The sequence below is a fragment of the Humiphilus diazotrophicus genome, assembly GCF_059726315.1.
In genome coordinates this window covers 6,211,987-6,238,694 of sequence record NZ_AP040870.1, presented here as the reverse complement: position 1 = coordinate 6,238,694, position 26,708 = coordinate 6,211,987, and the positions used below count along the sequence as shown (strand labels likewise).

At 50.0% G+C, this 26,708-nt stretch carries 15 protein-coding genes; 5 read left to right on the top strand and 10 right to left on the bottom strand.

Features of this window, described 5'->3' with window-relative positions; genetic code table 11:
- The first annotated feature begins 235 nt into the window (after nucleotides 1–235).
- Together AC6I7T_RS25395 and ogt are read left to right on the top strand one after the other, a co-directional pair.
- Nucleotides 236–1,741, top strand: a complete 1,506-nt coding sequence (locus AC6I7T_RS25395) for a DNA-3-methyladenine glycosylase 2 family protein (RefSeq protein ID WP_497790565.1) — start codon at nucleotides 236–238, stop codon at nucleotides 1,739–1,741.
- A complete protein-coding gene (gene ogt, locus AC6I7T_RS25390) occupies nucleotides 1,734–2,267 on the top strand; it encodes a methylated-DNA--[protein]-cysteine S-methyltransferase (RefSeq protein WP_497790564.1) in 534 nt (177 codons plus the stop codon). Before AC6I7T_RS25395 ends, ogt begins: the two co-directional genes overlap by 8 nt.
- Nucleotides 2,268–2,585: 318 nt before the next feature.
- Here ogt and AC6I7T_RS25385 read toward each other — a convergent pair whose 3' ends face one another.
- The 8 genes from AC6I7T_RS25385 to AC6I7T_RS25350 all read right to left on the bottom strand — a co-directional run bounded on the left by AC6I7T_RS25385 (nucleotide 2,586) and on the right by AC6I7T_RS25350 (nucleotide 14,066).
- Entirely contained in the window at nucleotides 2,586–3,995 is a 1,410-nt protein-coding gene (locus AC6I7T_RS25385; protein WP_497790563.1) for a pyridoxal phosphate-dependent decarboxylase family protein, read from the bottom strand.
- Nucleotides 3,996–4,049: 54 nt separating this feature from the next.
- The gene (locus tag AC6I7T_RS25380; protein ID WP_497790562.1) at nucleotides 4,050–4,826 is read right to left on the bottom strand and encodes an HD domain-containing protein; all 777 of its coding nucleotides are present in this window, start codon (nucleotides 4,824–4,826) and stop codon (nucleotides 4,050–4,052) included.
- 280 nt (nucleotides 4,827–5,106) lie between these two features.
- Nucleotides 5,107–6,300, bottom strand: coding sequence for a TFIIB-type zinc ribbon-containing protein (locus tag AC6I7T_RS25375; protein WP_497790561.1), 1,194 nt, complete (start codon nucleotides 6,298–6,300; stop codon nucleotides 5,107–5,109).
- A gap of 144 nt (nucleotides 6,301–6,444) precedes the next feature.
- Nucleotides 6,445–7,725, bottom strand: a complete 1,281-nt coding sequence (locus AC6I7T_RS25370; protein WP_497790560.1) for a TFIIB-type zinc ribbon-containing protein — start codon at nucleotides 7,723–7,725, stop codon at nucleotides 6,445–6,447.
- Nucleotides 7,726–7,826: 101 nt separating this feature from the next.
- Nucleotides 7,827–9,131, bottom strand: a complete 1,305-nt coding sequence (locus AC6I7T_RS25365; RefSeq protein ID WP_497790559.1) for a hypothetical protein — start codon at nucleotides 9,129–9,131, stop codon at nucleotides 7,827–7,829.
- Entirely contained in the window at nucleotides 9,131–10,159 is a 1,029-nt protein-coding gene (locus AC6I7T_RS25360) for an SPFH domain-containing protein (RefSeq protein WP_497790558.1), read from the bottom strand. Before AC6I7T_RS25360 ends, AC6I7T_RS25365 begins: the two co-directional genes overlap by 1 nt.
- A 214-nt stretch (nucleotides 10,160–10,373) precedes the next feature.
- Nucleotides 10,374–11,060, bottom strand: a complete 687-nt coding sequence (locus tag AC6I7T_RS25355) for an HAD-IA family hydrolase (protein ID WP_497790557.1) — start codon at nucleotides 11,058–11,060, stop codon at nucleotides 10,374–10,376.
- 141 nt (nucleotides 11,061–11,201) lie between these two features.
- Nucleotides 11,202–14,066, bottom strand: coding sequence for a TonB-dependent receptor (locus AC6I7T_RS25350; protein ID WP_497790556.1), 2,865 nt, complete (start codon nucleotides 14,064–14,066; stop codon nucleotides 11,202–11,204).
- A 244-nt stretch (nucleotides 14,067–14,310) separates the two neighbouring features.
- Here AC6I7T_RS25350 and AC6I7T_RS25345 point away from each other — a divergent pair, with 244 nt between their 5' ends.
- On the top strand, nucleotides 14,311–15,633 hold the full coding sequence (locus AC6I7T_RS25345; protein WP_497790555.1) for a hypothetical protein: 1,323 nt from the start codon (nucleotides 14,311–14,313) through the stop codon (nucleotides 15,631–15,633).
- Nucleotides 15,634–15,650: 17 nt separating this feature from the next.
- Here the strand turns inward: AC6I7T_RS25345 and AC6I7T_RS25340 are convergent, their stop codons facing one another.
- Both AC6I7T_RS25340 and AC6I7T_RS25335 read right to left on the bottom strand, forming a co-directional pair.
- Nucleotides 15,651–18,299: an ABC transporter permease gene (locus AC6I7T_RS25340; protein WP_497790554.1), complete on the bottom strand. Its 2,649-nt coding sequence runs from the start codon at nucleotides 18,297–18,299 to the stop codon at nucleotides 15,651–15,653.
- Nucleotides 18,300–18,454: 155 nt separating this feature from the next.
- Nucleotides 18,455–19,420: an aldo/keto reductase gene (locus AC6I7T_RS25335; protein ID WP_497790553.1), complete on the bottom strand. Its 966-nt coding sequence runs from the start codon at nucleotides 19,418–19,420 to the stop codon at nucleotides 18,455–18,457.
- A 170-nt stretch (nucleotides 19,421–19,590) separates the two neighbouring features.
- Here AC6I7T_RS25335 and AC6I7T_RS25330 point away from each other — a divergent pair, with 170 nt between their 5' ends.
- Together AC6I7T_RS25330 and AC6I7T_RS25325 are read left to right on the top strand one after the other, a co-directional pair.
- Nucleotides 19,591–21,960 carry a glycoside hydrolase family 31 protein gene (locus AC6I7T_RS25330; protein ID WP_497790552.1) on the top strand — a complete coding sequence of 790 codons (2,370 nt, stop codon included), beginning with the start codon at nucleotides 19,591–19,593 and terminating at the stop codon, nucleotides 21,958–21,960.
- A 507-nt stretch (nucleotides 21,961–22,467) separates the two neighbouring features.
- On the top strand, nucleotides 22,468–26,232 hold the full coding sequence (locus AC6I7T_RS25325) for a carboxypeptidase-like regulatory domain-containing protein (protein WP_497790551.1): 3,765 nt from the start codon (nucleotides 22,468–22,470) through the stop codon (nucleotides 26,230–26,232).
- Nucleotides 26,233–26,708: the final 476 nt, after the last annotated feature.

Genomic DNA, 26,708 nt, shown 5'->3' with positions numbered 1-26,708 from the left:
CATCTTGACACGTTTCTATTTTGTTTCAAGTGGGTAGGTCTGCACTACATCGCATTTTCACTACACCACCATTGATTTCACTTGCCCTTAGATCCCACTTACCCTCGAAAATTACCCTTTCTTCGCCTTCTCGTGACGAACTTGGGCTAGGACCTAAAATGCTCTAAGGCCTGTCCGATGGTCATGTCCGAAAATGGCCAGAAACCAATCTCCCGATAAGGCATAGTACAGCTGTATGGAACAGCTTGATCCCGATATCTGCTACCGGGCACTTCAGACCCGTGACGCACGTTTTGACGGACGCATCTTTGTCGGCGTCACCTCCACGGGAATCTATTGCAGGCCGATCTGTCCGGCACGCACCGCCAAAAGAGAGAATTGCCGATTCTTTCCTACTTCCGCTGCAGCACAGGAAGCAGGCTTTCGCGCGTGCCTGCGTTGCCGGCCTGAAATCTCACCCGAGCTGGCCTGCTGGCGCGGTACCTCAAATACCGTTTCCCGCGCTCTTGCGCTTATCTCACAAGGATTCCTGGACCAGGAGGATGGCAACGTCGAAACCCTTGCTACTCATGTCGGAATTGGAGAACGTCAATTGCGCAGGCTCTTCGAGCAGCACCTAGGAGCTTCTCCCATTGCGGTGGCCCAAACGCGGCGGGTACTTTTCGCCAAGCAACTCATACACGACACGCAGCTCACCATGACGGAGATCGCCATGGCTGCAGGATTCGGCAGCGTACGTCGTTTTAATGACATCTTTCAATCTCTTTACCATAGGCCACCACGTGACTTACGCCGCAGAAAGATCTTTTCGACAACGGAAAACCAGCCTCATCCGCCCGTAGTTCTGAACATCTCGTATCGGCCTCCGTACGACTGGGATGCGATGCTCGCTTACCTGAAAGCTCGTGCTATTACCGGCATGGAAATAGTAGAGGACCAGCACTACCGGCGCACAATCTCTTCCAGGAAAGCAAAGGGCACCATCGAGATCGTACATTCTCCGCATCGCAATGCCCTGACCGCAAGTATTCAATTCCCCGACGTTCGCACACTTCAAGAAATCGTTACGCGAGTGCGTCATCTCTTTGACGTGGGCGCCGACGTGGATGCGATCTCTGCCCATCTCGCAAAAGATCACGGACTCGCTACACTGGTGTCCGCGCGCCCCGGACTACGGACCCCTGGCTGTTGGGATGGTTTTGAACTCGCAATACGAGCCGTTCTTGGTCAGCAGATCACTGTCGAAGCAGCCAGGCAACTTGGAAGCAAACTAGTACAACTCTGCGGAGATGTAGTTCCACACATCTCCGACCTACGATTGAATCGGACATTTCCGACTGCGGAGTGTTTGGCCAGTGTCGATCTCACTCAGATTGGCATGCCCAACGCGAGAAAGCAGACGCTGAAAGCTGTCGCTCAAGCTGTTGTAGAGAACCCGCGTCTCTTCCATCCCACGGGATCGATTGAACAAAGCATTGCTCAACTCCGCGCTATCCGCGGCATCGGAGAATGGACAGCGCAGTACATTGCACTTCGAGCGTTGAGAGAACCGGATGCTTTCCCTGCCACCGACATCGGTATTTTGCGAGGTGCAGCCTGTCTCGACGGCATCCTTCCCACGGCACCGCAGCTCATCGAACGCGCAGAGGCATGGAGACCGTGGAGAGCATATGCAGCGCAGTATCTATGGACAATGGATAGTGGCAAAATCACAAATCTTGTAGAGACCCGTTATGCCTGAGAAATTTCACTTCCTTACCGACATTGTGGCAACTCCCATCGGCGATATGGTTCTGATTTGTGATGAGGAAGGCCGGCTGCGTGCCACTGATTGGACAGACTTCGATGATCGAATGAGTCGCCTGCTTACACGGCATTACGGTGCAAAGAACTATGTCCTCACCGCAGTCAAGAATCCCTTTGGATTGAGTATGGCTATCGCAGCATATTTCGAAGGGAATCTACAGGCAATCGATACGCTCCCTGTCACAACGGAAGGAACAGCCTTTCAGAAAAGCGTCTGGAGTGCCCTGCGCTCCATTCCTGCAGGAAGGACAATCAGCTATGGGGAACTCGCCGCCAAACTTGGCAATCCATCTGCCGTTCGAGCCGTAGGCTTGGCAAATGGAGCTAATCCCATCGGAGTTGTGGTGCCTTGCCACCGCGTAATCGGAGCCAACGGCTCCCTGACCGGCTACGGAGGTGGAATCGAACGCAAACGCTGGCTACTGAACCACGAAGGTCAACTCCTATCTCTGTATAACTAATTACAAGTTGAACTCATAATAGCTTGCGACAGAGAAGATCGACGGGTGCCCCATCTTCGCCGCGAAGTGAAACGGAGCGTGCTAAGGTGGGGTCAACGGAGGCTCCCATATCGGTAACCGAGCAATACACTGAAATTAAGCTTTGTCCGGATACCGTTATTGAAACTTTCGGGTGTCCCACCTTAACTCGCTTCGCTCGTGAAGATGGGGCACCCACATCCTTGCAGGGACACTGCCGCCGGATACCGATACCTCAATATTTCTCGGCTTTCGAGCCTGTCCTCTTTCTCCACGGCTTACAGCCGGAGCACTGGCCCATCACCTCGAAGAAGATTCTCCTAACTCCGCATCGACAGCCTGCTTCAAGCAAATCACCGATTGATGGACATCTTCACTCGATGTAGCCCAATTTGAGACAGAAATACGTAACATCGTCTGTCCTCGCCATTCCGTTGTGCCCATCCAACATACCCCCGATTGCTGAATCCGCTGTGCGACACGCACATTGAATTCATCCGTATCAGCCACTAACTTCGGATCGATGCGGCACAAGACCTGATTGAGCACGACATGATTCACGACATGCACACATGGAAGCCTAGACAGCTCTGCAGCAAATAGCTGAGCCATCTCGCAACATCTCTCAACCATCTCTCGAACACCTTGTCTTCCCAGGTTCCGTAACGCTGCATAGAGCACAAAGCCTCTTGCACGACGAGAGTTTTCCGGAACCCACTGCGAACCATCCCTATGCCCGCCATCATTCGAACCCGCATAGGAACAACGTGCAGTCTTGATGCCTTGATGCGCTTTTGCATCACGAATAATTACGATCCCGGAATCGAATGGGACATTCAACCACTTATGCGCATCTGTCGCCCAGGAGTCCGCCTCACCCACCCCAGCCATCAAATGATTCAACTTTGGTGATACTGCCGCCCATAAGCCAAAGGCTCCATCGACATGCAACCAGCCATTCCGCTCTTTCACCAAAGCAGCAATTTCGGCAACGGGGTCAAAAGCACCGGTATTCACATTTCCGGCTTGAGCGCAGACAATGGTTGGTCCGGTACAGGCGTCCAGAGCTTTCTTGAATGCATCCAGCTCCATTCGGCCTTCGCTATCGGCTCGAACGAATCGGATATTCTTCTCGCCCAGCCCCATCATGTAAATCGCCGAGCGCACGGTTGCATGGCAACATTCCCCACAGATCACGGTAATCCGCGGCGATTCCTGCAATCCCTCGACCGCAACATTCCAGCCATGCTTCGTTAATACTGAATTTCTGGCTGCAGTCAAAGCAGTAAAGTTAGCCATTTGCGCGCCGGTAACAAGTCCCACCCCGGCCTCTTTGGGTAAAGCCAACAGCTCCAGCAACCATTGCGAGACGATCTCCTCTATAACGGAAGCGGCGGGAGAGGTGTTATACACTTGCGCATTTTGATCCCATATCGATGTAAGCCAATCTGCAGTCACACTGGCCGGTGTCGATCCACCAATTACAAAGCCGAAGTAACGTGAGCTTCCGCTTTGAACCAATCCCTGTTCTACACCTTCAATCAAAGTCCGGATCGCAACTTCCGGGGATTCCCCGTTCTCCGGAAGATCCCGGTTTACAAGCGATAACAATTCAGCTCGCGAAATCGAGACACCAACAGGCTTGTGCAGCAATGTCTCACGACAACGAATAACCTCTTGCGTTAGCTCCACCCAGCGATTCTCTTGCATTACCCCATCCAAAAGTTGCAGTAGATTAAACCTAAAAGATCTAGCACAGCGTGGTTATATTTCGTCCAGAAACTGCTCGAGAAACAGATGTAATCTCTCCTGACGAATCGCGGCCAGCTTGCTCCCCGTTGCAGTTTGGAAGCGGCTTCCAAGCTTGAATAACTTCAGCTGGAAATGGTCGATAGCATATCGGTTATCGTCCAGCGGCCGATGCTCACCATTTGGATCTTCGGGATTGTACATCTTGGACTTCATACGTCCGGCTGTATAGAAACACCGGGCTGCACCCAGGGCTCCGATCGCATCCAAACGATCTGCATCCTGAAGGATCTTTGCCTCAATTGTCTGCGGAGGAATATTGGCGGAAAAACTATGTGCTTCAATCGCATGAGCAACCCGAACCACACGTGAAGATTCCCACCCCTGATCCATCAAAATCTCGGATGCTCGCTGCGCTGCCAATCTCGAGGCCATCGACCTCTGTGGAGAATTCTTCTCAACAGAGACACAGTCATGCAATAGAGCAGCAGCTGCCAGGATTTCTATATCGCCACCCTCTACCGCTTGAATCTTCAAAGCGTTTTTCCAAACCCGCTGCAAATGAGCAAGATCATGGGAGCCGTCATCGCTCTCCGAAATAAACGGCAATAGCATCGCGGAAAGAGCTTGGAAAACGGAATGACCATCGACACAATTCATCCCTTGATTGTAAACAGGTCGAAGGCCATCTCCTGGACGTAGCATCGAACTCCATATATTTTCGAAACGAGATTGGATCCATAGAATGTCCCTAAGCTTTGCGCTAGAGGTAAAGTTGAAGAGTTTCAGCATTTCTCCTCTCCCGGAGGGAGTAGGCGAACATAGCCCAGGATGAAGCGAAGCGTGAGCAAGCGGAATCCTGGGTTGGTTGATATGAAAGGAGGCTCGTCCCGTAGGGCCGAGGCGAAGCTCAGTCTCACATGAATCGGAATCGTAAGCTGTGAGGTTTCTCTGGAAAGGCCAGAAACTCTGCCTGGAAATCCTGTTTACGATGATGCTCTCTGACCGTCTATATATTTTTCAGTTGCCACCGGCAATACAGGATTTCACATCTAGAATCGGTACAATCCGCCTATCGCGTAACCGTAACGATGGTTGAAGATACTCTTCTCTTCTTATGTTTGGACCCCGTTGTTGTCTGGACCGAAGTGCCAACAGGTGCCGAATCGATAACAGGACCAGTGTCCGCACTTCGATCCAGTCTGGAAGGAGCAGAATAATCCGTCTGTGTCGAAGTGCTGTTACAAGCTCCCGGTAGGCCCAGCGCGCCAATAATAAGGCCAAGAACAGTTCCTATAACAATCTTGAGAATAAGGCCACTCTTGTCTTCATCCGTATCTTCGGGCTGACTGGACCAGGAATCTAGCGGATTTGCCCCTGAGCCACAGGAATAATCCCCATCGATTCGTCCAGTGATACCGTTCACAGCAATCTCATGTTTACCGAAATCTAGGGAATACCTCCCAATCCATACGGGAAGCAAGATCTGCCGGAAAGTTACATCCTTGAAGTCGGATTTCGCAGAAGCGAAAGAAACTCCATCGCCAACAACTTCTTTACAGGCCGCCTCCTTAATCGTGGGAAGCAATTTCTGCTGTGCAGCCTGGAACGCCTGCGATAGAGCGATTCCGTAGGGGAAAATATACATCGGCTCATCGGAATCCTCTTTATAAGCAACAGCCTTCGATGGATCCCAACGTCCGAAAAACATATCCCAGTCTCTCGCCTTCGAACTTACAGCTGATGCAGCGATATCTTTGAACGGGAGGTTCATATCTCCAGAACAAGACAAAACGAGAGAGGTGTCATATTGAGAACGCTGCTTGCATTCATAATGAACCTTTGCCACACCTTCAAAGACCCAGAACGGCACATACCAGCTCTCGACCTTCAAATCGGTCATTTCCGGCTTGCGATCTCCGGGCCGGGTGCTGAACCAATTGCGTATTGCCGTTTCCGCCTGTGTTTTCGAAATAAGGTTGCACAGCATGCCATCGGGAGGAAGTCCCGGATTCGACGGCTTTGTTAAATGAGGTGAGCCACAAAACGGACAGGACGCCACATCCCTTCCCTGGACATAGGCGATGGAACCTCCGCATTTAGAACAGTGAATCGCATTCAGCTTACTCGTGTCAGGAGCTTCTTTCGGCAGGGCCTTTTCCTTGTTGAACAAAGGTGAACTAAGCAGATCGTGTCGTGGAAGCTTATCGGCAGAAGACTCTTCCTGTGCAGTCTCTGTTGTAGTGCCACAATACGGGCACTTCATTACCTTTCTACCGGAGTCATACGTCATCCCAGCCGAGCAATTTGGACATAGAAGTCGATCTTTTATTTCCGAACTGGAAGATCTTTGCTCAATATCTTTGCCCGTTGACATGACAACTCCCTCTCATCTGTAAGTGGTAACCGTCTAGTATTTAGTTGCAGAACTTGCCTTGCTCGAACTCTTCTTCGCTTTGTGTTTCAACGCTCCGGATTTAGTACGCTTCACGGGCGCCTCTCCACTTAGGTCACTTTGAACAACCGGAGTCGAGGGAGCCATATCGCGATGATCGGGAACATAGGGATTGCACGAAACCAGGCATCTGCCAAGTGCAACAAGAACAATAAGGCAGCCAAGGATAATTTTCGTAAACGGTACGTCATACTCCTTTTGTCCGACAGGTGTCCTGTACGCGGGATTTGAAGACAGTACTTCCAAAATCCTGGAATACTCGCCGTCAATACTTCCCGTAAAACCATTCAACACGATTGGATAAGTGGCACTACCCAAATGAAGTTTTCCAATCCAGACAGGTAAAAGAATCAGACGAAAGGTAACCTTTTGAAAGCTGGAATTCGCAGAAGAAAACGCCACTCCATCTCCTACGACTTGCTTGCAGGCGGCCTCCTTGATTAGGGGAATTATTTCTTGCTGGGCTTCCTGAAACGCCTGAGGTAGATCAAAATCGTATTGCAGAACATTGAGCGGCATTTCCGTGCCTGGCTCATAGCGAATAGCTTCGTGTGAACTCCATTCACCAAGAAACTTCTCTCCATATTGAGCACGGGAAACTAACGCCAAAATCGTGATGTCACGAAAAGGAAGATCCAGATCTCCGGACTTGCTCAAGATTAAGGAATGGTCAAAAGTAGAACGCTGCTTACATTCGTAGTGATTTTTTGTGAGACCATCGAAGATCCAGAAAGGAAGATATGCTCCTTCCAGAGTTAACTCATAGGCACCATTCTTGAGCTCATCGGGAGCATCGGAATGAGTCGCGAGCCACTTCTTGATCTCAGCTTCTGCCTGCTCTTTTGTATAGTTCAGCGGTAAGAATCCATCTGGACTACATGCAGGAGGAGATTGCTTCATTATCTGCGTCGAACCACAGAAGGGACAAACACTTACATCCTTCTTGGGATCATAAGCAATCGTACTGCCGCATCCATTGCAATGGAGTGCGTTTGCTTTACCTTCGTCCTGTGCAGAGACCTGTCCTTCGGGCTCCTTGAAGAAAGGCGAACTATCGAGATCGTGCCGCGGGATGTTATCCGATAAACAAGCTGCCGCGGAAGCCGCAATTGTGGTTCCGCAATAGGGACATTTCATCACTTCCGCAGAAGCATCACGGCTCATGTTAGCGGAGCAATTGGGGCAAAGAGTCTTTGAGGGAATAAGATGTGACTCAAAGGCTTCGCTGTCTGGCATACTGAGAGCACCTCAACAGAATCAACAAAAGCTGCCCCTTCTTCTCCTTCGCAGAGAAGCCACAGGGCAAACTCTCACTCTTCGGATATCGGCTGAGTACTCTAGTAACTTGAGCTGGAAGAGGGATGATTTCGTGCTACGTGATGTTTTCTTGCTCCAGACTTAGTTCGATGCTGAGGCACGGCTGCTGGTGGAGGTTCGGGAGCCGTCTCCGCAGGAACAGTGATGGGCGTTGATTGATTAATAGGGACAGCATGTTCGGAAGATTGCCTGTCGTAAAAGAAAACCAGACCTATGATAAGCGCCAGAACAGCGAAGATGAGAGAGGTTATCTTCCAGAAGCTGTAAGGCCGCTCGCCCTGCACTTCTCCCGTGCTCGCGTTGACAACGACCTGATAAGTATCTCCCTGGAAACGATAAGCCCCAATCCAGACAGGGAGTAGCTGCTGCTGGAATGTAGTATTCAGATACTCTGTATCGACTGAAGAAACGCGCTGTTCATCGCCCCCAATGTCATCTCGAACAGCACTATCAATGGAACTTGCCATGATCACTTGGGCTTCTTTAAAGCCATCGGACAATTCAACTTGATAGTGCTGGGCCTTGAATCCGGCAAGATAAGCAGAGTCGTAGGCGCACAGCTTTTCCAAAGCCCAGGGATCGAGAGCCTTCAATCTCTTCTTCTGGACAGATCGCGAAGCTGCTATCAACAAGTCATGGAATGATAGTGACACACGCCCGGAGGCATAGGACCAGCGGGTGTGCTGCACCTCACGCGTCTTCTGTACGGTGTTTCCGCTGCTATCGGTCTCCGTGTATGTCTCTGTCACGTAATAGTGGTCGCCACGTTCGCCGGTATAGCTACTGAACGTGTCGGAATCATAAGACCAGAAGGGCAAGTACACGCCCTGTATTGATTCCTGGCTTGCCAGCCGCTTAAGCGCATTCGGCGCAAACCAGCGCGTTCGCAGCCACTCTTTGACTTCGGCTTGCGCTTGCTCTTTTGCAATCTGGACGGGGAGCACCGCATCCGGAGCCAGGCGAGCCACAGCAGCCTTCGCCTCCGCAACCAATGCGACACCGCAAAAGGGGCAGAGACCAGCAACCTCCGGTGGTTCGAAAACAACCGTGCTGCCACAGGTATCGCAATGGACTTCCAAAGCCTTTTCGCTCAAAGGCTGGACCGGATCATTGTGTTCCTCAGCAAGAGCTGGAAATAAAGGATGTTTAGAGAGCCTACCGGTGGTAGCTGATTTTGCTACCTCCTTGACAGTTCCGCAGTACGGACACTTCATCGATCCGGAAGCGGGATCGTAGATCATACCTGCCGAGCATCCCTGACAGGGAAAGTGATCTACCCCACTTCCTTTCACTGCAGAATTATCGATAGCCCCACCGGCTGTCATTATTGCTGAGCTCCTCCACAATCAGGGCAGAACTTCGCACTGCGTGGAATCGTATGCCCGCAATTGATACAGAACTTCTGCCCTCCTGCGGCAGGTGCCGCTCCTTGCGCGGGAGCCGCAGCTGGAGTAGGAGCAGCCGGAGCTGGAGCTGGAACAGGATTCGCATTCTGAGACACAGCCGATTGCAAGGCAGCATTCATCTGTTGCGCCATTGCCAGCCCTGCACCGAGCCCCATTCCCATGTTTGCAAAGGAGCCGCTCGGATTCTCAGCCGCTGCGGGAATTGCCTGTGCAACCTGATATTGCGTGTAGCGGCCCATATCGCCAACCATATTCATGGTGATTCGCTGGTCCAGGGCTTTCTGCAATTCATCGGGAAGAGAGATGTTCTCGACCACAAAACTCTCAAGGTGCAAGCCGAGATCGGTGAAGCTTGACTGCAGAGCCACAAGCATCTGCTGGCCAAACTCAACCTGATTGGCGGCCATATCCAGGAAATTGTTGTTGCTGCTGGCAAGAACATCTGACATCTGGCCAAGAATCATGTTCCGCAGCTGCCCTTCAATATCGCTTACGCGATAAATAGAAGAGGTCCCGCAAAGCTGCTGAAAAAAAATCTTTGGATAGCTGACCCGAAAAGAGTAAATGCCATAGGCACGTACCCTCACTGCGCCGAACTCCTTATCGCGAAATGTGATCGGAGTCGCAGTTCCCCACTTCTGATCGGTCTGAACTCGTGTCGAGATGAAATAGACCTCCGACTTGAACGGAGACTTGAACATCTTGTCCCAGTTCCGAAGATTAGTCAGAAGAGGTAAAGTCTCGGTCGTAAGGGTGTAGAGACCGGAGCCGAAGGTATCGGCTATCTTGCCCTCATTAACAAAGACTGCCATCTGAGATTCGCGAACTGTAAGCTTCGCTCCGTTCTGAATCTCGCGGTCTTCCGTCGGATAGTTGTAAGATAGGACGCCCTTTTCCTGCTCCGTCCACTCAATAACGTCAATAAATTGCTTTGAAAGGAAGCTCATAACAGTTCGCGTAGCCAGTATAGGTGGAAACTTCCGGGATAGCTACACCAAACCCAAGCGCATCATGGTTTTGCAAATTGCAATTTACGGACGCTTGTATCACCACGAGACACTCGCAACCGATTGCAATAGGGGGACAGAGAGTCATTTCAGACCCGCTCATCCTTATCTCAAATTTTGATTTATCCAGGTTGAAAAGAAATAGGCGAAAACTCTATAGAAGGACTGAAACCAGTTCGCTCAAATCCTTGACGACGAAATCCGGCTCGACCTCGACGGGCAAAACGGCACCGGCGCTTCTGCCAAAGTGACGATTGACCCACACATTGCTGATCCCCATTTCGCGAGTGGGTAGAATATCGTGCGCCCGGCTCTGCGCAACATGTAGCCATTTGTCGCGACGGAGTCCCATACGCTCCTGAGCTACCTCGAAGTTACGGCAGGAAGGCTTGTAGGCGCGAACCTGTTCAGCAGTAACAACTCCATCGAACTCAACTTCCAGGAGCCGTGCCGTATCGGCAAAAAGATCGTCATCGATATTCGAGATGACACCCAACTGGAAACGCTTGCTGAGTTTTTTCAGTGCAGGAACAGTATCGCCGAACGGAAGCCACCCGGCCACGGACTCAGGTAGCGATCTTCGTTCTACCTCATTAGGGGCAAATCCGAACTGTATGCCAAGCTGTTCAACGATGTCTTCCAGAATCTCACGATATCTGCGATAAGGACCGGCTTCAGCCGCACTCTCCAATTCAGCATATGCGGAAAGGATCTCATCGTCGCCGACCGAGACCCCATGCCGAACAAAAATAGAGCGCAGAGATCGTAAAAGCCCCGTCTCCCAATCGATCAGAGTTCCATAGCAGTCAAAAGTCAGGTATTCGAAAGCTCGAAAGTCCACGTACGTATCCTAAAAGGATTTGAAGGAAAGCCACATAGAAAGATTCCGAAAAATCGGTAGTAACCACATAAATTATGCACAGGGAGGGCGAGATCTGCTCTATCTGAGAAAATCTCGCCATCACCATGAATCGCAGCTTTGTTAAAAAGTGAGCTTCATGCCAACCTGAACATTTCTGGAAGTACGAGCGGCGGTTTGCCTTCCGAAATCACTGGCCGTGGCAGAGTTAATCACCGAACCGGTACAGCCGCTCGTCGTGTTGCAGTTTAGGTTGTTCGTATTCAATAGGTTCTCGGCCTGGGCGAAGGCCGCCAAACGATACCGTTCCGCAATCGTAAAGTATCGCTTGATGCCCGCATCCTCCTGGGAAAGACCTCTACCTCTCAGGCTGTTGCGCCTGACAAACAGAGGACGGTCATTCGTCACACCATCCTTGTTCAGGTCCAATCCGGAGATCTGGTTGATGGGATAACCGGAATTCATAAACGTCATGGAAGACAATTCGAATCCATTCAGCCAGCTCCATCTCCCTCTCGCAAACTGCGTCTGATAAATGCCCTGAATCACCAGGTTATGGCGGGTGTCGTTATCCGCGTTGCCATAATCGCGGTGAATGTTGGTGGGGTCTGAAACGGAACCGCCTTCACCGATATTGTCCGCCAGTGCATGGGAGTACATGTAGTTCACCGTGAATTCAACACCATGAGACATGCGCCGTGTGAGGGTTAAAAATCCCCCATTGAAGCTGGTGTCGGCCCCGCTACGAATCAGATTGATCGCACCGAAATTGGTATTAGGGCGTGAAGAAGTGCCCGCGAAGATTGGCCTTCCATCTGCCAGGGTAATTCCCGTATTCGAGAGATTCACATCGGTGTAGTAGAGTCCGTGCCGTTGTGCTGCGAACTGATAACCGGCAGTCAACAGGAAATCGGCCCCTAGATCCTGCTCTATCTGTAAGCTCAGCTGATGCTGATATGTATTATGAAAATTGCGGTCGAAAGCCGTAATGCTCGGCTTCACCTGAAATGTCGAACCAGTAAAGGTCGGAACGTTGGGGAATACAGGGGCACCAGAGGCTCCGCCTGCCACCTGATAACTCAGTAAGCGATGGCCATTCACCTGCGCGGCATTATAGAAAGTACTCAAGCCGGGAACGTCGTAGTACATCCCATATGCGGCATGAACTACCGTTTTTCGCTTCTGGCCTGGAGCCCAGGTAATGCCTATGCGCGGAGCAATATCGCTGTAATCTCCGGGAACAGTCCGTGAGGATGCATACGGTGCCTGGTTGTCCAAGGTCGGAAATAGGATTGCCTCATAACGGGCACCGACATTTGCAACAAGACTCTGCGTCAAACGGATTTCATCTTGTGCAAAGAAGTTCAGGAAATTGAATGCAATCCTTAATGTCGGATCGCCGGCATTCGCCGTGAAGTATGTATAGGTATAGGGCAAGCCGGTTGCGGGATCGGTGATCCCCGCCTTCGTATTGAGATATTGATTCAATGCGCTTACGGCTGGCCTTCCATTACTGGCAGCCAATCCATTGAAGGTGTAAGTCCGGTCCTGCGAAGACAGAATTGCAAACAAAGTGTGCTCGAAATCCGTACCGAATTTCCAGGTACTCCGCCCGTGAGTCCACGTCAGATTATCCAGGATTTCGCTGCTTCTCTCCGTGCTGCTATTCTTTGAAACCGGGTTATAGCCGATATTGGCGACGCTGCTGATATTAATCCAGACATTGCCGTCTGTTGCGCTATTGCCATACGGAACGTTTTGCACATCGCGCTGAATGACTCCGAAACGCAGCTCATTCAGCAAATTGCTATTAAGAACCGTCGCAAGTTGAACACCGGCACCATTCATATGATCGGTGTAGCGATATCCTCTATCGACAATAGAAAGCCCGCTGGCATTATTCGGCTGATGATTCGTAAAGCGCGCATAGCGCACATAACCACTGTTCTTCTGATTCAGCGAATAATCAACTTTGCCAACAAGCGTACGATAGGTTTCGCCAAAGGGCGCATTGCCAATCTGATTGTTGGGTAGACCTAAAGCTGTTGCATTAGAGGAAGTGATAGTGATGGCCTGAGGCAGAGTGTAAGGATTGTTTTCAAATTGCCCGAAGAAGAACAGCTTGTCTTTTCGAATTGGGCCACCGAAGGTAAATGCCTCGTCATGCCAGCTACGATCCGGCTGGGCTTTGGCAAGAGTCGGAATGGCCTGAAGATCCAATGGCCGATATTGGCCCAGCGCAGAACCATGCAACTCATTTGTTCCGGACTTCAATAGAACATTAATTTGCCCACCGGCTGCACGTCCGAACTCAGCCGAATATCCACTGGCCAAAGTCTGCGTCTGCGCAACAGCTTCGGGAGTGACAATGATCAGGCGAATTTGGCGGCTCCCGCCATGCTGCGTATCGTCGAGGCCGTCGAGATTCCACTGGGAACGCTCCGTTCCACCAAAGGTATACTGCGTCGTACTGAAAGTACTGGTAGGAATGCCAATTACGCCAGGCGAAAGCAGCAGGAAGTTGTACACGTTGCGGGAGAGGATAGGCAAATTCTCGACCTGCTGACGATCAAGCACCGCTCCAATCTTGGCGGAACTCGTGTCGATAATCGCCGACTCTCCCCGTACTTCAACGGTTTCGGAGGTATTACCCACTTCCATGGTGAAGTCGAAGCGGCCCTTCTGTCCGACACTCAACACAATTCCCTGTTGAGTTTGGCCTGCAAATCCGGGGGCTTTGACTACAAGCTGATAGGTACCGACAGGCAGCAGTGGAAACCGGTAATAGCCATCGTTATCGGTGCTAACTTGCTGAGAAACGTTTGTAGCAGTATTGGTAATCGAAATCTGTGCGCCTGAGATTGCGTGCTTTGACGAATCCTGAACATAACCATCGACTGCGGCATCTACCGCATTCGCCTGACCCAACGCAAACTGAGGTATCGCCAGCAACACCACCGCGAGGCTCAAAAGCAGTTTTCGTAGCATCTCCTGACTCTCCAATCCAATCCGCCTCTTGCGTTTTCGCAAGAATGGCAGCTTGAACGTAGCCCCCCGCTACAGGAGAGAGTAGTTTCAGCAGGAGCCTAAGCCTGTGAAACACATGTGTGACACAGAATTAAGGATTTTGCATTCAAGGAGATAGCGGGAATGTACTTCCCGGCTTTCATCAACTATTCATCAACTCCATGTCTACTCATTACAGGCCATGATCGAGACGAATAGAATTTCCATGGACTTGGATTCTTCTTTACGGGAGCAAGAGGAGTATCTGGAGGGCGATGAGCGTTGGCTGCTGGCACAGCGCATTGCCGCTTCGCCTCTGCTCAGCAAATCCCAACGTCTCTCGACGCTTCTCCTTTATCTATGCGAACAAACACTGAGAGGAAACGCCGATCACCTCTCAGAACAAAAAATCGCAGCTGAGGTCTTTCAACGTCCGGCTGACTTCGATCCAACCGTAGATACAATTGTCCGTTCGCACATGGTTCGCCTGCGGCAAAAGGTGAGTCAATACTCGAATGATGTTGGTAACCAGGAAAGCCTGCGCCTGCTGATTCCTAAGGGCAGCTATGCTGTCAATTTCGAGCAAAGCCTCCAAGACAAACCGGTCGCCCCTGCACCACTTCACGTGGTAGATACTTTAGTGAGTTCCAACGGTCATCGAGAACCTAACCGTAGGAACCCTCTGTTGCTCTTAACCTGCACCCTTGGAGCGGTCTGCCTCGTATTGGCAATTCTGCTGATCCTTACCCTCCACTCAGTTCGTGAAGCGGAAAAAACGAAGGCCTACAGAAATCCTCTTTGGAATACGCTCTTGCCGCCAAATCAGAAGACGATTTTTGTAGCAGCAGACAGTAGTTTTGTCCTTCTTCACCGATTCACGGATAGCACAATGGGAGAAAATTCTCCGACGCTGAAGCAATATATCAATCACGATTACCAACAACGGACAAGCAAACTAACACCTGAAACCGCAGCTGAAGCACTTTCGATAGCGGAAAAACGGTATACCTCCTTCGTGGACCTGACGATCGTTCATCGTCTCGATCAATTGCCGACAGGACATCCGGGTAACATCGCGGTCCGCTATGCGCGGGATATTCACATGAGCGACCTGAAGGAGGGAAATCTGATCCTCTCTGGAGCTCGTGATGCAAATCCGTGGTTGGAGCTTTTCGAGCCGGAGATGAACTTCTATAAAGAAGTTGACAATCAAAGCCACACAGCAAGCTTCGTAAACCGTCATCCTCAGGCAGGGGAAGAATCCCGCTACTCCGCTTCCGCCACGGATCCGAAACAAAGAGTACTTGGAGTGCTGGCACTGTTACCGAATCTGAGCGGGACAGGCAAAGTCCTGATCCTTGAAGGCTCGAACCTTCCTGGCACAGAAACCATCACCGATTTTCTCTTCGACGACTCGGCACTTCTTCCCTTCCTGGCAAAGATTCAAAGGCCCGATGGAAGCTTGCCTTACTTTGAGGTGTTGCTTGAATCAAGAGACTTCGATGATAACTCCGGCCGATTCCACGTTCTTACCTATCGAGTTCATTAGAAGTATATGCAGGCCATTTATTCCGCACGTAGTGACTCCGCAGGATTTACAAGAGCTGCACGACGAGCCGGAATATAGCTCGCTATTAGCGCGGCCAATGTAAGCACAACTGCCACGGACAATATTATGGATACGTCCCAAACATGAACGCCAAAGAGAAGTTTGCGAATCAAAGTTGCCAGACCAATCGAAGAACCAATGCCGAGAGTCAAGCCAACAAAGACAAGAACTCCTGCCTCTGAAAAAATTAGTCGGTATACAGAACCACGTGAGGCACCGAGTGCAATCCGCACCCCAATCTCGTGCGTCCGATAATGAACTGAGTATCCAATTACGCTATACAAACCCACAATGCTTAGCACGAAGGCTAGGAAAGCAAAGCTGTCTCCCAATCCAGCGGCAGATCTCCGTATATAAGCCGCTGATGAATCATTAAGCTGTTGTTCCATGGTTACTTTATCTGAAATTGCAAGTTCGGGATCGATACTATGTATGACGGTTGTTGCCATTGGGAAAATTGATCCGGCATCTTGCGATGTACGAATAACAATAGGGAAACCGCCGTCTGGAATTTGTTTGAAGGGGATGTAGATGGCTGGCCAGATCTCCTCATCCAGGTCACCGGAACGAACATCGTCTACCACGCCAACAATCTCCCGAGTTTTGGACAAGTCGTAATTCCCTATTTTCTTTCCGATGGGATCTTCTCCTGGGAAATATCTTTGAGCCAGGGTTCTGTTAATAATTACCAGCTGAGGCTTTGATCCATCGTCATTTTCTGTGAAATATCGACCACGCAATAGCTTCGCCTTCAGAGTGGCAAAATATGCAGAATCCACTGTCCGATAGCTCACCTCGTTGTGCTCACCGTGAAAGGGCTTTCCAACAACTCGAATCCAAGTCTCCGGAAGATTTGAACCCACCGGGACACTGCCGATTCCCACGGAAACTACACCAGGAAGGCTTGACAATTGCTCCACGATCTTCTGACCCAAGACAATTGACTGTTCCGGCTTCCTATAACGAGAGACAGGTGCCGATACCTCCAAAGTCGCCAAATGATCCGGTTGAAATCCTAACTCGACATGCAATAAACGTGAAACGCTTTTACTGAGCAGTCCCGCACTTATCAACAAGACAACGGTTGTCGCAAGTTCTAGCACAATGAGCTTGGCTCCCCACTTTCGCCAGGCGCCACCAGCCAGGGCGTGTCCGCTTATTCCCAGATTTTTGGTCCACTGATGTTTCCAGCCGTACAAGACTGGCATGATGGAGAATATCAGCACCATGCAAATAGCTATCGCGCCTACAAATACGAGCACGTGCCAATTAAGACTATCCATGTGCAGATACGGCATGTGGAAGATTCGATCTTCAGGAACAAAACTCCCCACTATGCGAACAGTTCCATACCCAAACAACAGGCCAAGCACACCGCCCAAAGTAACAAACAACGAAGCTTCCATCATGAACTGACGAATAAGTCGAAGCTGCGATGCACCAAGAGCTCGCCGCATTGAGAGCTCCCGTCTACGCCTTTCACAGCGAGCTAAAAATAAGCCAATGGTGTTGACAACTGTAATCAAGAGCAATAAACCTGCACCAATAAGCAGGGTAAACAAAATCGGCCGGACTGACCCGAACATTGCTTCATCGAGCCGTTTGACCAGTATTCCCGATCCTCCGTTTGAGTCGGGATACTGATGTTCCAGCTGTTTGGCAATAGCTGTCATCTCCTCTTGCGCGGTGTAGGTTGAGACTCCATCTTTCAACCGAGCCACAGCAAAGAAGTTGTTGAAACTTCTTCGTGTTTCATAGGGCGACAGCTGTATGGTCGTCCAGAACTGAGGCATACCCCAAGGCGCAAAATAAAAATCTTTAGGCAGCACACCGATTACGGTATAAGAAGTATTGCTGAGCTCAATAGATTGGCCAACAATATCCAGTCTGCCAGCGAACCACTTTTGCCAGGCCTCATAGCTAAGGATTACCGGGAAAGGAGAACCTGAAGTCCCTTCATTCGGATAGAAATCCCTTCCCAGAAATGGCCGCACATCGAGCGTTCGAAGTAGATCTTCACTTACCCGAATACCCGATACCGGTTCTACACCTTCAGCGGTTCTCATGCGACGCCCTTGCGGCGCCCATGCAGAGACAGAGCTAAAAACGTGATTCGATTTCTTCCAATCAAGATAGTCAGGATAGGAAATCAGAGATGCAGGGTAAGAAAGCATGGAACGAGCCATGGTTGAGCTCTCGCCACTCAAGGCAATCAAGCGGGAAGGCTGCGAATATGGCATGGGCTTTACGAATACAGCATCTACAAAAGCGAAAATTGCTGTGCTTGCGCCGATGCCCAGAGCTATAAGAAGAATCGTGGAACATGCAAAGCCCGGGCTCTTGATAAGTTGCCGAACAGCAATGCGAAGATCGTAAAGGACACTCTCGAATTTGAAGCCAACGATTTCGTAGCTCTGCTCTTTTAATCTCGTTGCATTCCCAAACTGTCGATTAGCCGTATGCCGGGCTTCCTCGGGATCAGCACCATCTTCGAACAGAGATTTCTGTATCTGCTCGCGATGAAAGGCAATCTCTTCCTCCAGTTCGCTATTGAATTTTTCCCTGCAAACCAGAATCCATATCTTTCGAAAGAATCTGCCAAACATGCTCCATAACGTCTCCCAGTTAACCGACAAAACACCCTCCCACTAAAGACAATCTATACATAGACTATCTATGGCAAGGAGTCAACGAAATTTTCCGGGACGAGAGCGTGCGTGCGCTATAGACATTCTGAATTACCGGATCCAAGGTAACTACATTACATATTGTTTCCCAGGCTAAAGAGCGGATCTGCTTGTGATCCGTAGGCAAGCAGCTTCTGAGTCTCTTTCGCATTGATGGGATGAAAGCTTTGTGCAATATCCATTGCCAATCGGAACCAGGAGGGATTGCCCGGTGGAAGCGCGGCACTAATTGACTGCGAAAGCGTCCACCGCAGGGCCAGGGCAGCTTCCTCCGGTAGAGCGCAGGGTTCATACCAGCACTTCGGAGTATGTTGGGTATCGGGCAAATCGGCACGGTACTTCCCCCGAGCCATCGCCTTGATGGCAATACATGCAGCCTTCTTTTGGAGCGCCTGTTCCAGTACCTGCGCCCCGAATTTCGCTTTCGTATACAGGACAATGTTCACAGGAAACATCACCGTGTCGAACTGGCCATGTTGCATCATAGCTAGAGCAGTCTCTACAGAATGCGCCGAAAATCCCAAGAACCGGATCTTCCCTGCTTTCTTGGCAGCGAGCAGCCCTTCCATCGCTCCCTTAGGACCAAAGATCGTCTCAAATTCACTTTCTTTCTGTAGTGCGTGTAGCTGGTAGAGATCGAAGCTGTCAGTCTGAAGAGTCTTTAGAGACTTGTTCAGATCGGCCTCAAGACTGGCACGATCCCGGCCATCGGTCTTGCTCGCAAGAAAAGACCGGCTTCTATACGGTACAAGAGCCGGACCTAGCCGATCTTCGGCGTTGCCATAGGTTGGCGATACATCGAAATAATTGATACCTCGATCGACAGCCTCAGCCACCAGATTATTTGCTTCCTTTTGCTCAATCGACATCACCGCAGTACCCGGAAAACCGAGGATCGAAACTTTTTTCCCGGTACTGCCTAAAGGACGTTGCGCTATCGGAGCTGCAAACGCGGCCTTTGAAGCCAGCAACGAATGGGGAAAGAGAGAAAAACAGGCCGTCGCAGCAGTTCCCTTCTTCAGCACATCCCGACGTAGCATAATGCCTCCAAATCATCACCAAGTCTGAAACAACGCTAGGAAACAGGCCACCTTGAACTGGTGAACGGCAGGAATCTATTGGTGAAATGTACGCCCCATCCCCCAAACAGCAGAGGCCATATGCAACCCAAGTGTTTTACACTTTCCAGGACCTAAAGAGAGTGGGGACCATGACCTACAAGTTATTTTTGCCAGTTCTGATTTTCTTCGCACTTCTACCCGAGAGCCAAGCACAGACTCCGGGACAACGGGTCGTACTAGACCGTAGCGGCAGCACTGTTGTACTGGAACCTTATGCTCAAAACATCATTCGCGTAACGCTTAGCTTAAAGAAAGAACCGGCACTCGCCATTCCTGGCTATGGTTTCACCGCCACTCCTTCGGCACAGGGATGGGAACAGAAACATACAGAAGAGGGAGACATTTATCAATCCTCCCGCCTGGTGGTCACGGTTGCAGAAAATCGCCCGACGAAGCCTTCTCTCACGGAAATAGATATTGCCAAGTTCTTCAATGGATCTGCGCCTGGAGCCCACATCACAATTCGTACCCCTGAGGGCAAGACACTCGTTGACATGAAAGACTGGGCAATGTCTGTTCCCAACTATAAAGATGGAAACGCCGGCATCCTTCATGATCGAAGACCCAACGACGCTCCTTTTTATCAAGTGGGAGCGACCTTTGCCTCCCCGGCAGACGAGCACTATTACGGCCTGGGGCAAAATCAAGAAGGTTTTCTCGACCACCGCGGACACACGGTCCATTGCTGGCAGGACTATCTGGCAACCGGAGGGCCAAGTGTCTGTGTTCCTTTTGTCGTCACCAATCGTGGCTATGGAATGATCTGGGACAATCCATCAAAGACTACGATAGAGCCCGGCTTCAATGAACAGACAAGGTGGATCTCCGAAGTCGGAGACCGAGTCTCCTTTTTCGTAATCGCCGGTAATTCAACGGATGAAATCTACTCCGGATATCGTCTGTTGACGGGGCCTACCCCCATGCTTCCTAAGGCAGCCTACGGATATATCCAATGCAAGCAGCGATACATAACCCAAGACGAGGTCCTGGCTGTTGCCGATGGATACCGACAGCGGCATCTGCCTGCTGACGTCATCGTCGTGGACTGGTTCTACTACACCAAGATGGGACAAATGGATTTGGATTCGACGAAATGGCCAGATCCGATAGCGATGAATCGCAAGCTCCACGATATGGGCTTCCAGACCATGATCAGTGTCTGGCCACGATTCGTGCCGGAGTCCCGCTACTACAATCTTCTGAAAGAAAAGGGCTGGTTCGAGCATCTGGCCGACGGAACCCCGACCAATGGCTTGCCTTACGACCGTGCAGGGTCGGATATCGATACCACAAATCCCGAAGCCGCTCGCTGGTACTGGGACGTAATACGCGACAACATCATTAGTAAAGGGTTTGATTCGATCTGGGCCGATGAGACCGAACCAGACCTGCCTCCGAATGGCAGCTATTTCCACGTGGGACCAGGGACTCGCTACTTCAACATCTATCCGCTATTCCATACAGCCGCGATCTATGACGGTTATCGGCGAGATCTGAAGAGTCGAGCCCTAATCTTGTCACGAGATGCCTATCTGGGAGCACAACGGAACGGCACTATTTTCTGGTCCTCCGATATCTATCCGACATGGGACACGCTAAAACGCCAGATTCCTACTGGACTCGACTTCACAGCCTCAGGAATGGCTTATTGGAGCAACGATACCGGCGGATGGCAGTACCTTCCGGCAAAGCATACCCCAGAACACCCGCCGCTGCTTGATCCCGCAGATGCGCGGGACAATGTTGGCGGATACGACGACTACCCCGAGCTCTATACTCGCTGGTTTGAGTACGCTACCTTCCTTCCGATCTTCCGTACCCATGGCAGCCGGAAATATAACGAAGTCTGGTCCTATGGAAAAGCCGCCGAGCCAATCCTTGAGAAATACCTGAAGCTTCGTTACCAGCTTATGCCTTACATCTATTCGCTCGGCTACCACACCTATGAATCGGGTGCTCCATTTATGAGAGCTCTCTTTATGGATTTCCCCAATGATCCGCAGGTTACCGATCTACGCGACGAATATATGTTTGGACCGGGCTTCCTGGTCGCCCCCATTACAGAGCAAGGCGCACAGAATCGAAAGGTATATCTACCGGCAGGTACTGACTGGTATGACTACTGGACCAATGAGAGGATCAAAGGCGGACAAACCATAGAAGTTAAGGCACCGATCGACACAATCCCGCTCTTCGTCCGGGCTGGATCGATCATCCCTATCGGCGAACCGGTGGACAGCACCGCTTCTATGCAAAAGATTGCACACATTTACATCTATCCCGGTGCCGATGCCGATTTCACCTTATATCAAGACGACGGAAAGACGTACGAATACGAGAAAGGGAAGAGCCAGATCACCCGTCTTCACTGGGACGATGCAAAACAGCAATTAAGCCATGAAGGGGAGCAAGCATGGACGACACCGAATACAGAAATGTTGAGGGTCATTAGTCGATAGCGCACTACGACTTCCTGCGTAGACCCAAGAACTAATCTGAGTGGGGCTATTCCTCTAACGAATAGCCCATAGGTCCTTGATTAACAACCTCTTGAACCTCCACATCTAGGGGCATTTCTCGCAAAGATATAGACCGAGATGCAGAAGCATACGCAGCTTTCTGCCAAAGGAAGCTGCTCTTCTCTATCGTCGGCAAGTCTATACCTGTGCTGGAAATGCTATAAATACTGGGTATGGAGGAAAGAACCATATACATTTTTTGGTATACAAACTCTTCCTCGTCTCCTCCTCTTGGTAGGGGAAACCCTCGTAAGCTTAACTAAGCTTTTTAGATTCTTTATCTTTTATATAAATTTCATTTTGGAACAAGAATTGCTGCAAAAGCTATAGAGTCAGATAGTCCCCGTATCTTGGCCGATAGCGCAGATACGTACAGTTGATTCGGCTAAGTGTTTCTCTCTTTACGCTCTTTACGGTTCGACCACTAATTGAAAATTGAGGAGCCCCATGCAACTCCGACACTGGGTTAGACTGTGCCTTTTCTTTTTCGTCACCATCCCTTCCTTCTCACCTCTGCTCTTGGCTCAAGATGTTGCATCGTTGGTAGGAGTTGTCACCGATTCGAGTGGTGCAGTACTTCCAGGCGTCAAGGTGACACTATCGAATCCAGCAACGGCAGCAACTTATCAAGCCACAACCAATTCCGTCGGAGCTTATACGATTCCGCGAGTTCCTCCTGGTCCAGGCTACAAAATCACGTTTTCTCATGATGGTTTTAATACCACCGTTGTCTCGGGTGTTTACCTGAACGTAAGCAGTGTTCGTACACAGAACGCCGTATTAACGGTAGGTACGGTAAGTCAGGCAGTTGAAGTGTCGGCAGCCGGACAAAATGTAACGCTCGACACGACAAGTTCTACAGTGGGTAATAACTTTCAGGTGGAACTGGTCAATGATCTCCCTGTACAGTTAAGAGATTCTCCGGCAGCACTATTCCGCCTGCAACCCGGTGTTACAAATTCTGGAGCTGTCACCGGAGCCCGGACAGACCAAAACAATGTCACTCTCGATGGATTGGACGTAAACGATATGGCCACAGGTCGGGCCTTCTCGGTAATTGCAAACGCACCAGTCGATTCTGTTCAGGAATTTCGCGGCATTTCTGCAGGTCCCACGGCAAATGAAGGACAAGGTGGTGGCGGCCAGTTTGCCATGGTGACCAAGAGTGGAACCAACATCTTTCATGGCAATCTTTTCGAATACCATCGGGATACTGCTTTTGAGGCCAATGAATGGTTTAACAACAATGCAGGTATAAAGAGAGCCCCACTCATCCGCAATCAGTTCGGCGGCAATCTTGCGGGACCTATCATGAAAGATAAGGTGTTTTTCTTTTTTGAATACAATGGCCGCCGCGACAATCAAGGGACTCAAGTATTACGTTATGTACCTCTCGATTCATTCAGAAATGGCAGCATCTCTTACATCAAAAACAGGGACTCTGGCGGTGCTACTTGCGGAGCCACTAGCCGCCAAAACACTACGCCCCAATGTATTGGGACACTCAGTTCCGCCCAGGTGGCAGCTTTGGATCCACAGGGAGTTGGAGTCAATAGCGCGCTACTTTCTTTCATGAATAAACGCTACCCACAAGCAAATGACTTGTCGTCCGGCGATGGCATTAATACAGGAGGCTATCGATTTAATGCTCCTGTACACCTCGTGCTGAATGACTATGTAGCTAAAATTGACTACCACCTAAACGACTCCGTCAGTTTTTTTATACGCGGTAGCGTTGTGAGCCAGACTCGAGGTGACGATGTCAACACAGATGCTTTTAACGTTGCGGCCCCAATTCAATTTCCTGGAGATCCTCTTACGAAGAAAATCACCGACTCCAGTTGGTCATATGTAATCGGAAATACGTGGGTCATCAGCCCGACCAAAACAAACCAAATTATTTACGGTGAGAATCGTGCTCGCCTCGGGTTCCCAGTATCCTACAATCCAACTGGAACGACGCAGTTTCTCTTTGGCGGAAACGGCTTGGGTGACACAATTCTCGCCAATCCCTACATGAGCGCGGTTAATGCTCAAAACCGCGTTATTCCCATCCCTATTGTTCGCGATGATTTCACATGGTTGAAAGGGACTCATAGCCTGCAATTCGGCGGGCTGTTTAAATTCATCAAAACCTTTTCCAATACTCTTCTGAATTATGATCAGCCGACTCTCGGTCTGGGTGGAAATATGAACACGCTGAACTCCAGTTTGCGACCTAGAGACATCCGCACGGCTGGAACAACTGCTTCTAGGACCTATGACAGTGCCTTTGCACTAGCTCTAGGCCGCTATGGAGCTTTCAGCAGCACCTACAACTACAACAATGATGGAAAGGTTCAGCCACAAGGCACAGGCTCGATTCGTCACTATCGCTATTACGAAACCGAAGCCTACTTCGGCGACACATGGAAGGTCACACCTAATTTAACGCTATCCTACGGCGTCCGTTATCAGTGGTACTCTGTGCCATATGAAACGAACGGGCTTGAATCAATCCAGAACTTTAAATTTGACGATTACCTAAACTCGCGCGTTCTTCAAAGTGCAGCAGGATTATCAGGAGTTAACTCTCTTCCTCTGAATGCCTATACTCTCGGGGGTAAAGCAAATCATGCTAGCGGGCTGTATGACCCGAGCTACAAAAACTTTGCACCACGATTCAGTTTTGCCTACAATCCTGGATTCGACAGAAAATCCGTATTCAATGGTGGCGTTGGCATTGTCTTTGACCACACGGTAGTTAACGCAGTGCAATACCAGCAGGATCAGCATTCTTATCTTTTCCAAAGTTCGGCCAATACTCCCTATGGAGTGGGTGGCGACCCCGTCACGTCCTTGAAGAATGATCCAAGATTTACTTCGCTTAGCAGCCCCCCAGCAGCTCCAGCAGCACCCACGATTACCAGTCCATATAAACCGTTTGTGTCTAGCTCAGGAAATCCCTATGGTTTAGCCAATGGGCAAGCATTTAATACCTCTATTGATCCCAAACTCCGCAATCCTTATTCAATTGTCTACAATGCAGGCTTCCAACACGAGTTCCCGGACGGTTTCATCTTGAAAACAAGCTATGTTGGCCGACTTGGACGCCGATTATTGGGACAAGCTGACGCAAACCAGGTAATTGATTTTCCCGACAAGCAGTCCGGCCAAGCTCTTTCAACTGCGTTTGCCAATTTGACAAAAGAACTGCGCAGTGGAGTAGATACCACCAGCGTCACAGCTCAACCTTGGTTTGAAAATGTGGTTTTGCCTGGTGTTGGCGTATCCCAGGGATATGACAGCAATACGGCCTTCCTCGCAGACAACCTGACGTCTTTGGCAAATAATGGAGATTTTGCCGATTTCGTCCAAGCTCTTGCCGGAGCTGACTTTATTCCAGCTAATGTTGGTATGGCTTCGCAGTATTCGGAGAACACATACTATACCAATAAAGGCTTCTCCACCTATCATGGATTGCTAGCAACACTGCACAAGAACAGCACACACGGACTGCAGTTTGACCTCAATTACACATGGTCTCATTCGATTGATAACGTCTCCATCGTTGCTAACCAGTCTGCAGCTGCAGGCTACGGTTTCATCTGCGATGCTTTGCGTCCTCGCGAATGTCGTGGCAATTCCGACTTCGATGCGACTCATTACCTCTCCGGTAATTTGCTCTACAGTATGCCCTTCGGGAGGGGAAGAACCTTCGCAGCCACCATCCCCCTTTGGCTGAATGAGGTTATTGGCGGCTGGGACATCAGTGCTATTCCCAGTTGGCATACGGGAGTTGCTTTCTCGACAAATTCAAGCGCTTTCGTCGCTGGCTATTCAAACAATGCGCCTGGAATCTTTAATGGAGATCGTGCTGCAATCAGCACACACGTTCACAAGACATCTAAGGGGGCAGTGATTCTTTTTGCTGACCAAGATAAGGCGAGAGCTTCTTTCGTTGGACCGATTGGCTTCACCATCGGTAGCCGTAACAATCTTCGGGCACCCACCTACTTCAACACCGATCTGGGACTGGCAAAAACCTTCCCCATGATTACAGAGAAGCTAAACCTTAAATTCCGGGCGGATGCCTTTAACGCATCCAATCACCCAAGCTTCAATGCTCCATCCACCACCAACTCAGACATAACAGCCGGGACCTTTGGGCAGATAAATTCAACTAACAGTTCAGCACGCGTCCTCCAACTTGCGCTTCGATTGGAATTCTAAAGAAATCTCGTCATAATTCATCCAGAATGAAGGGCTGACAATTCTGCCAGCCCTTCATTATTTTTGTCTGTGTCTAGCCTTAAGGAACAGCAGTTCGCACTACTTCCACAACCGCCCAGAATACCTTCGACTACACAAGATATGGTATTGGGTAGCCCCAATAGCCAGATTAGATAGAGTACGCATTGCCATTTAACCCAGGAGAAATTAAAAAAGAAAGGCGATCGAATTCTACAATTTTCCATATCTAAACCTATGAAAAATTGGTTTTGCTAAACTCACCCAAATCACAGGTTGATTAAAACGATATAAAACAAGTGTGAACATGCGAGAGCTCACGGCATACCGCTATCCAATACTAGATTTCACTATTGGCACCTAAATTGCTCTATCTCCTTCTATTGTTGAACTTTTACTTTTACATAGGTACCCCAAACAACAATAAAGACAGATGCAGAATAAGCATCTAGCCCCAA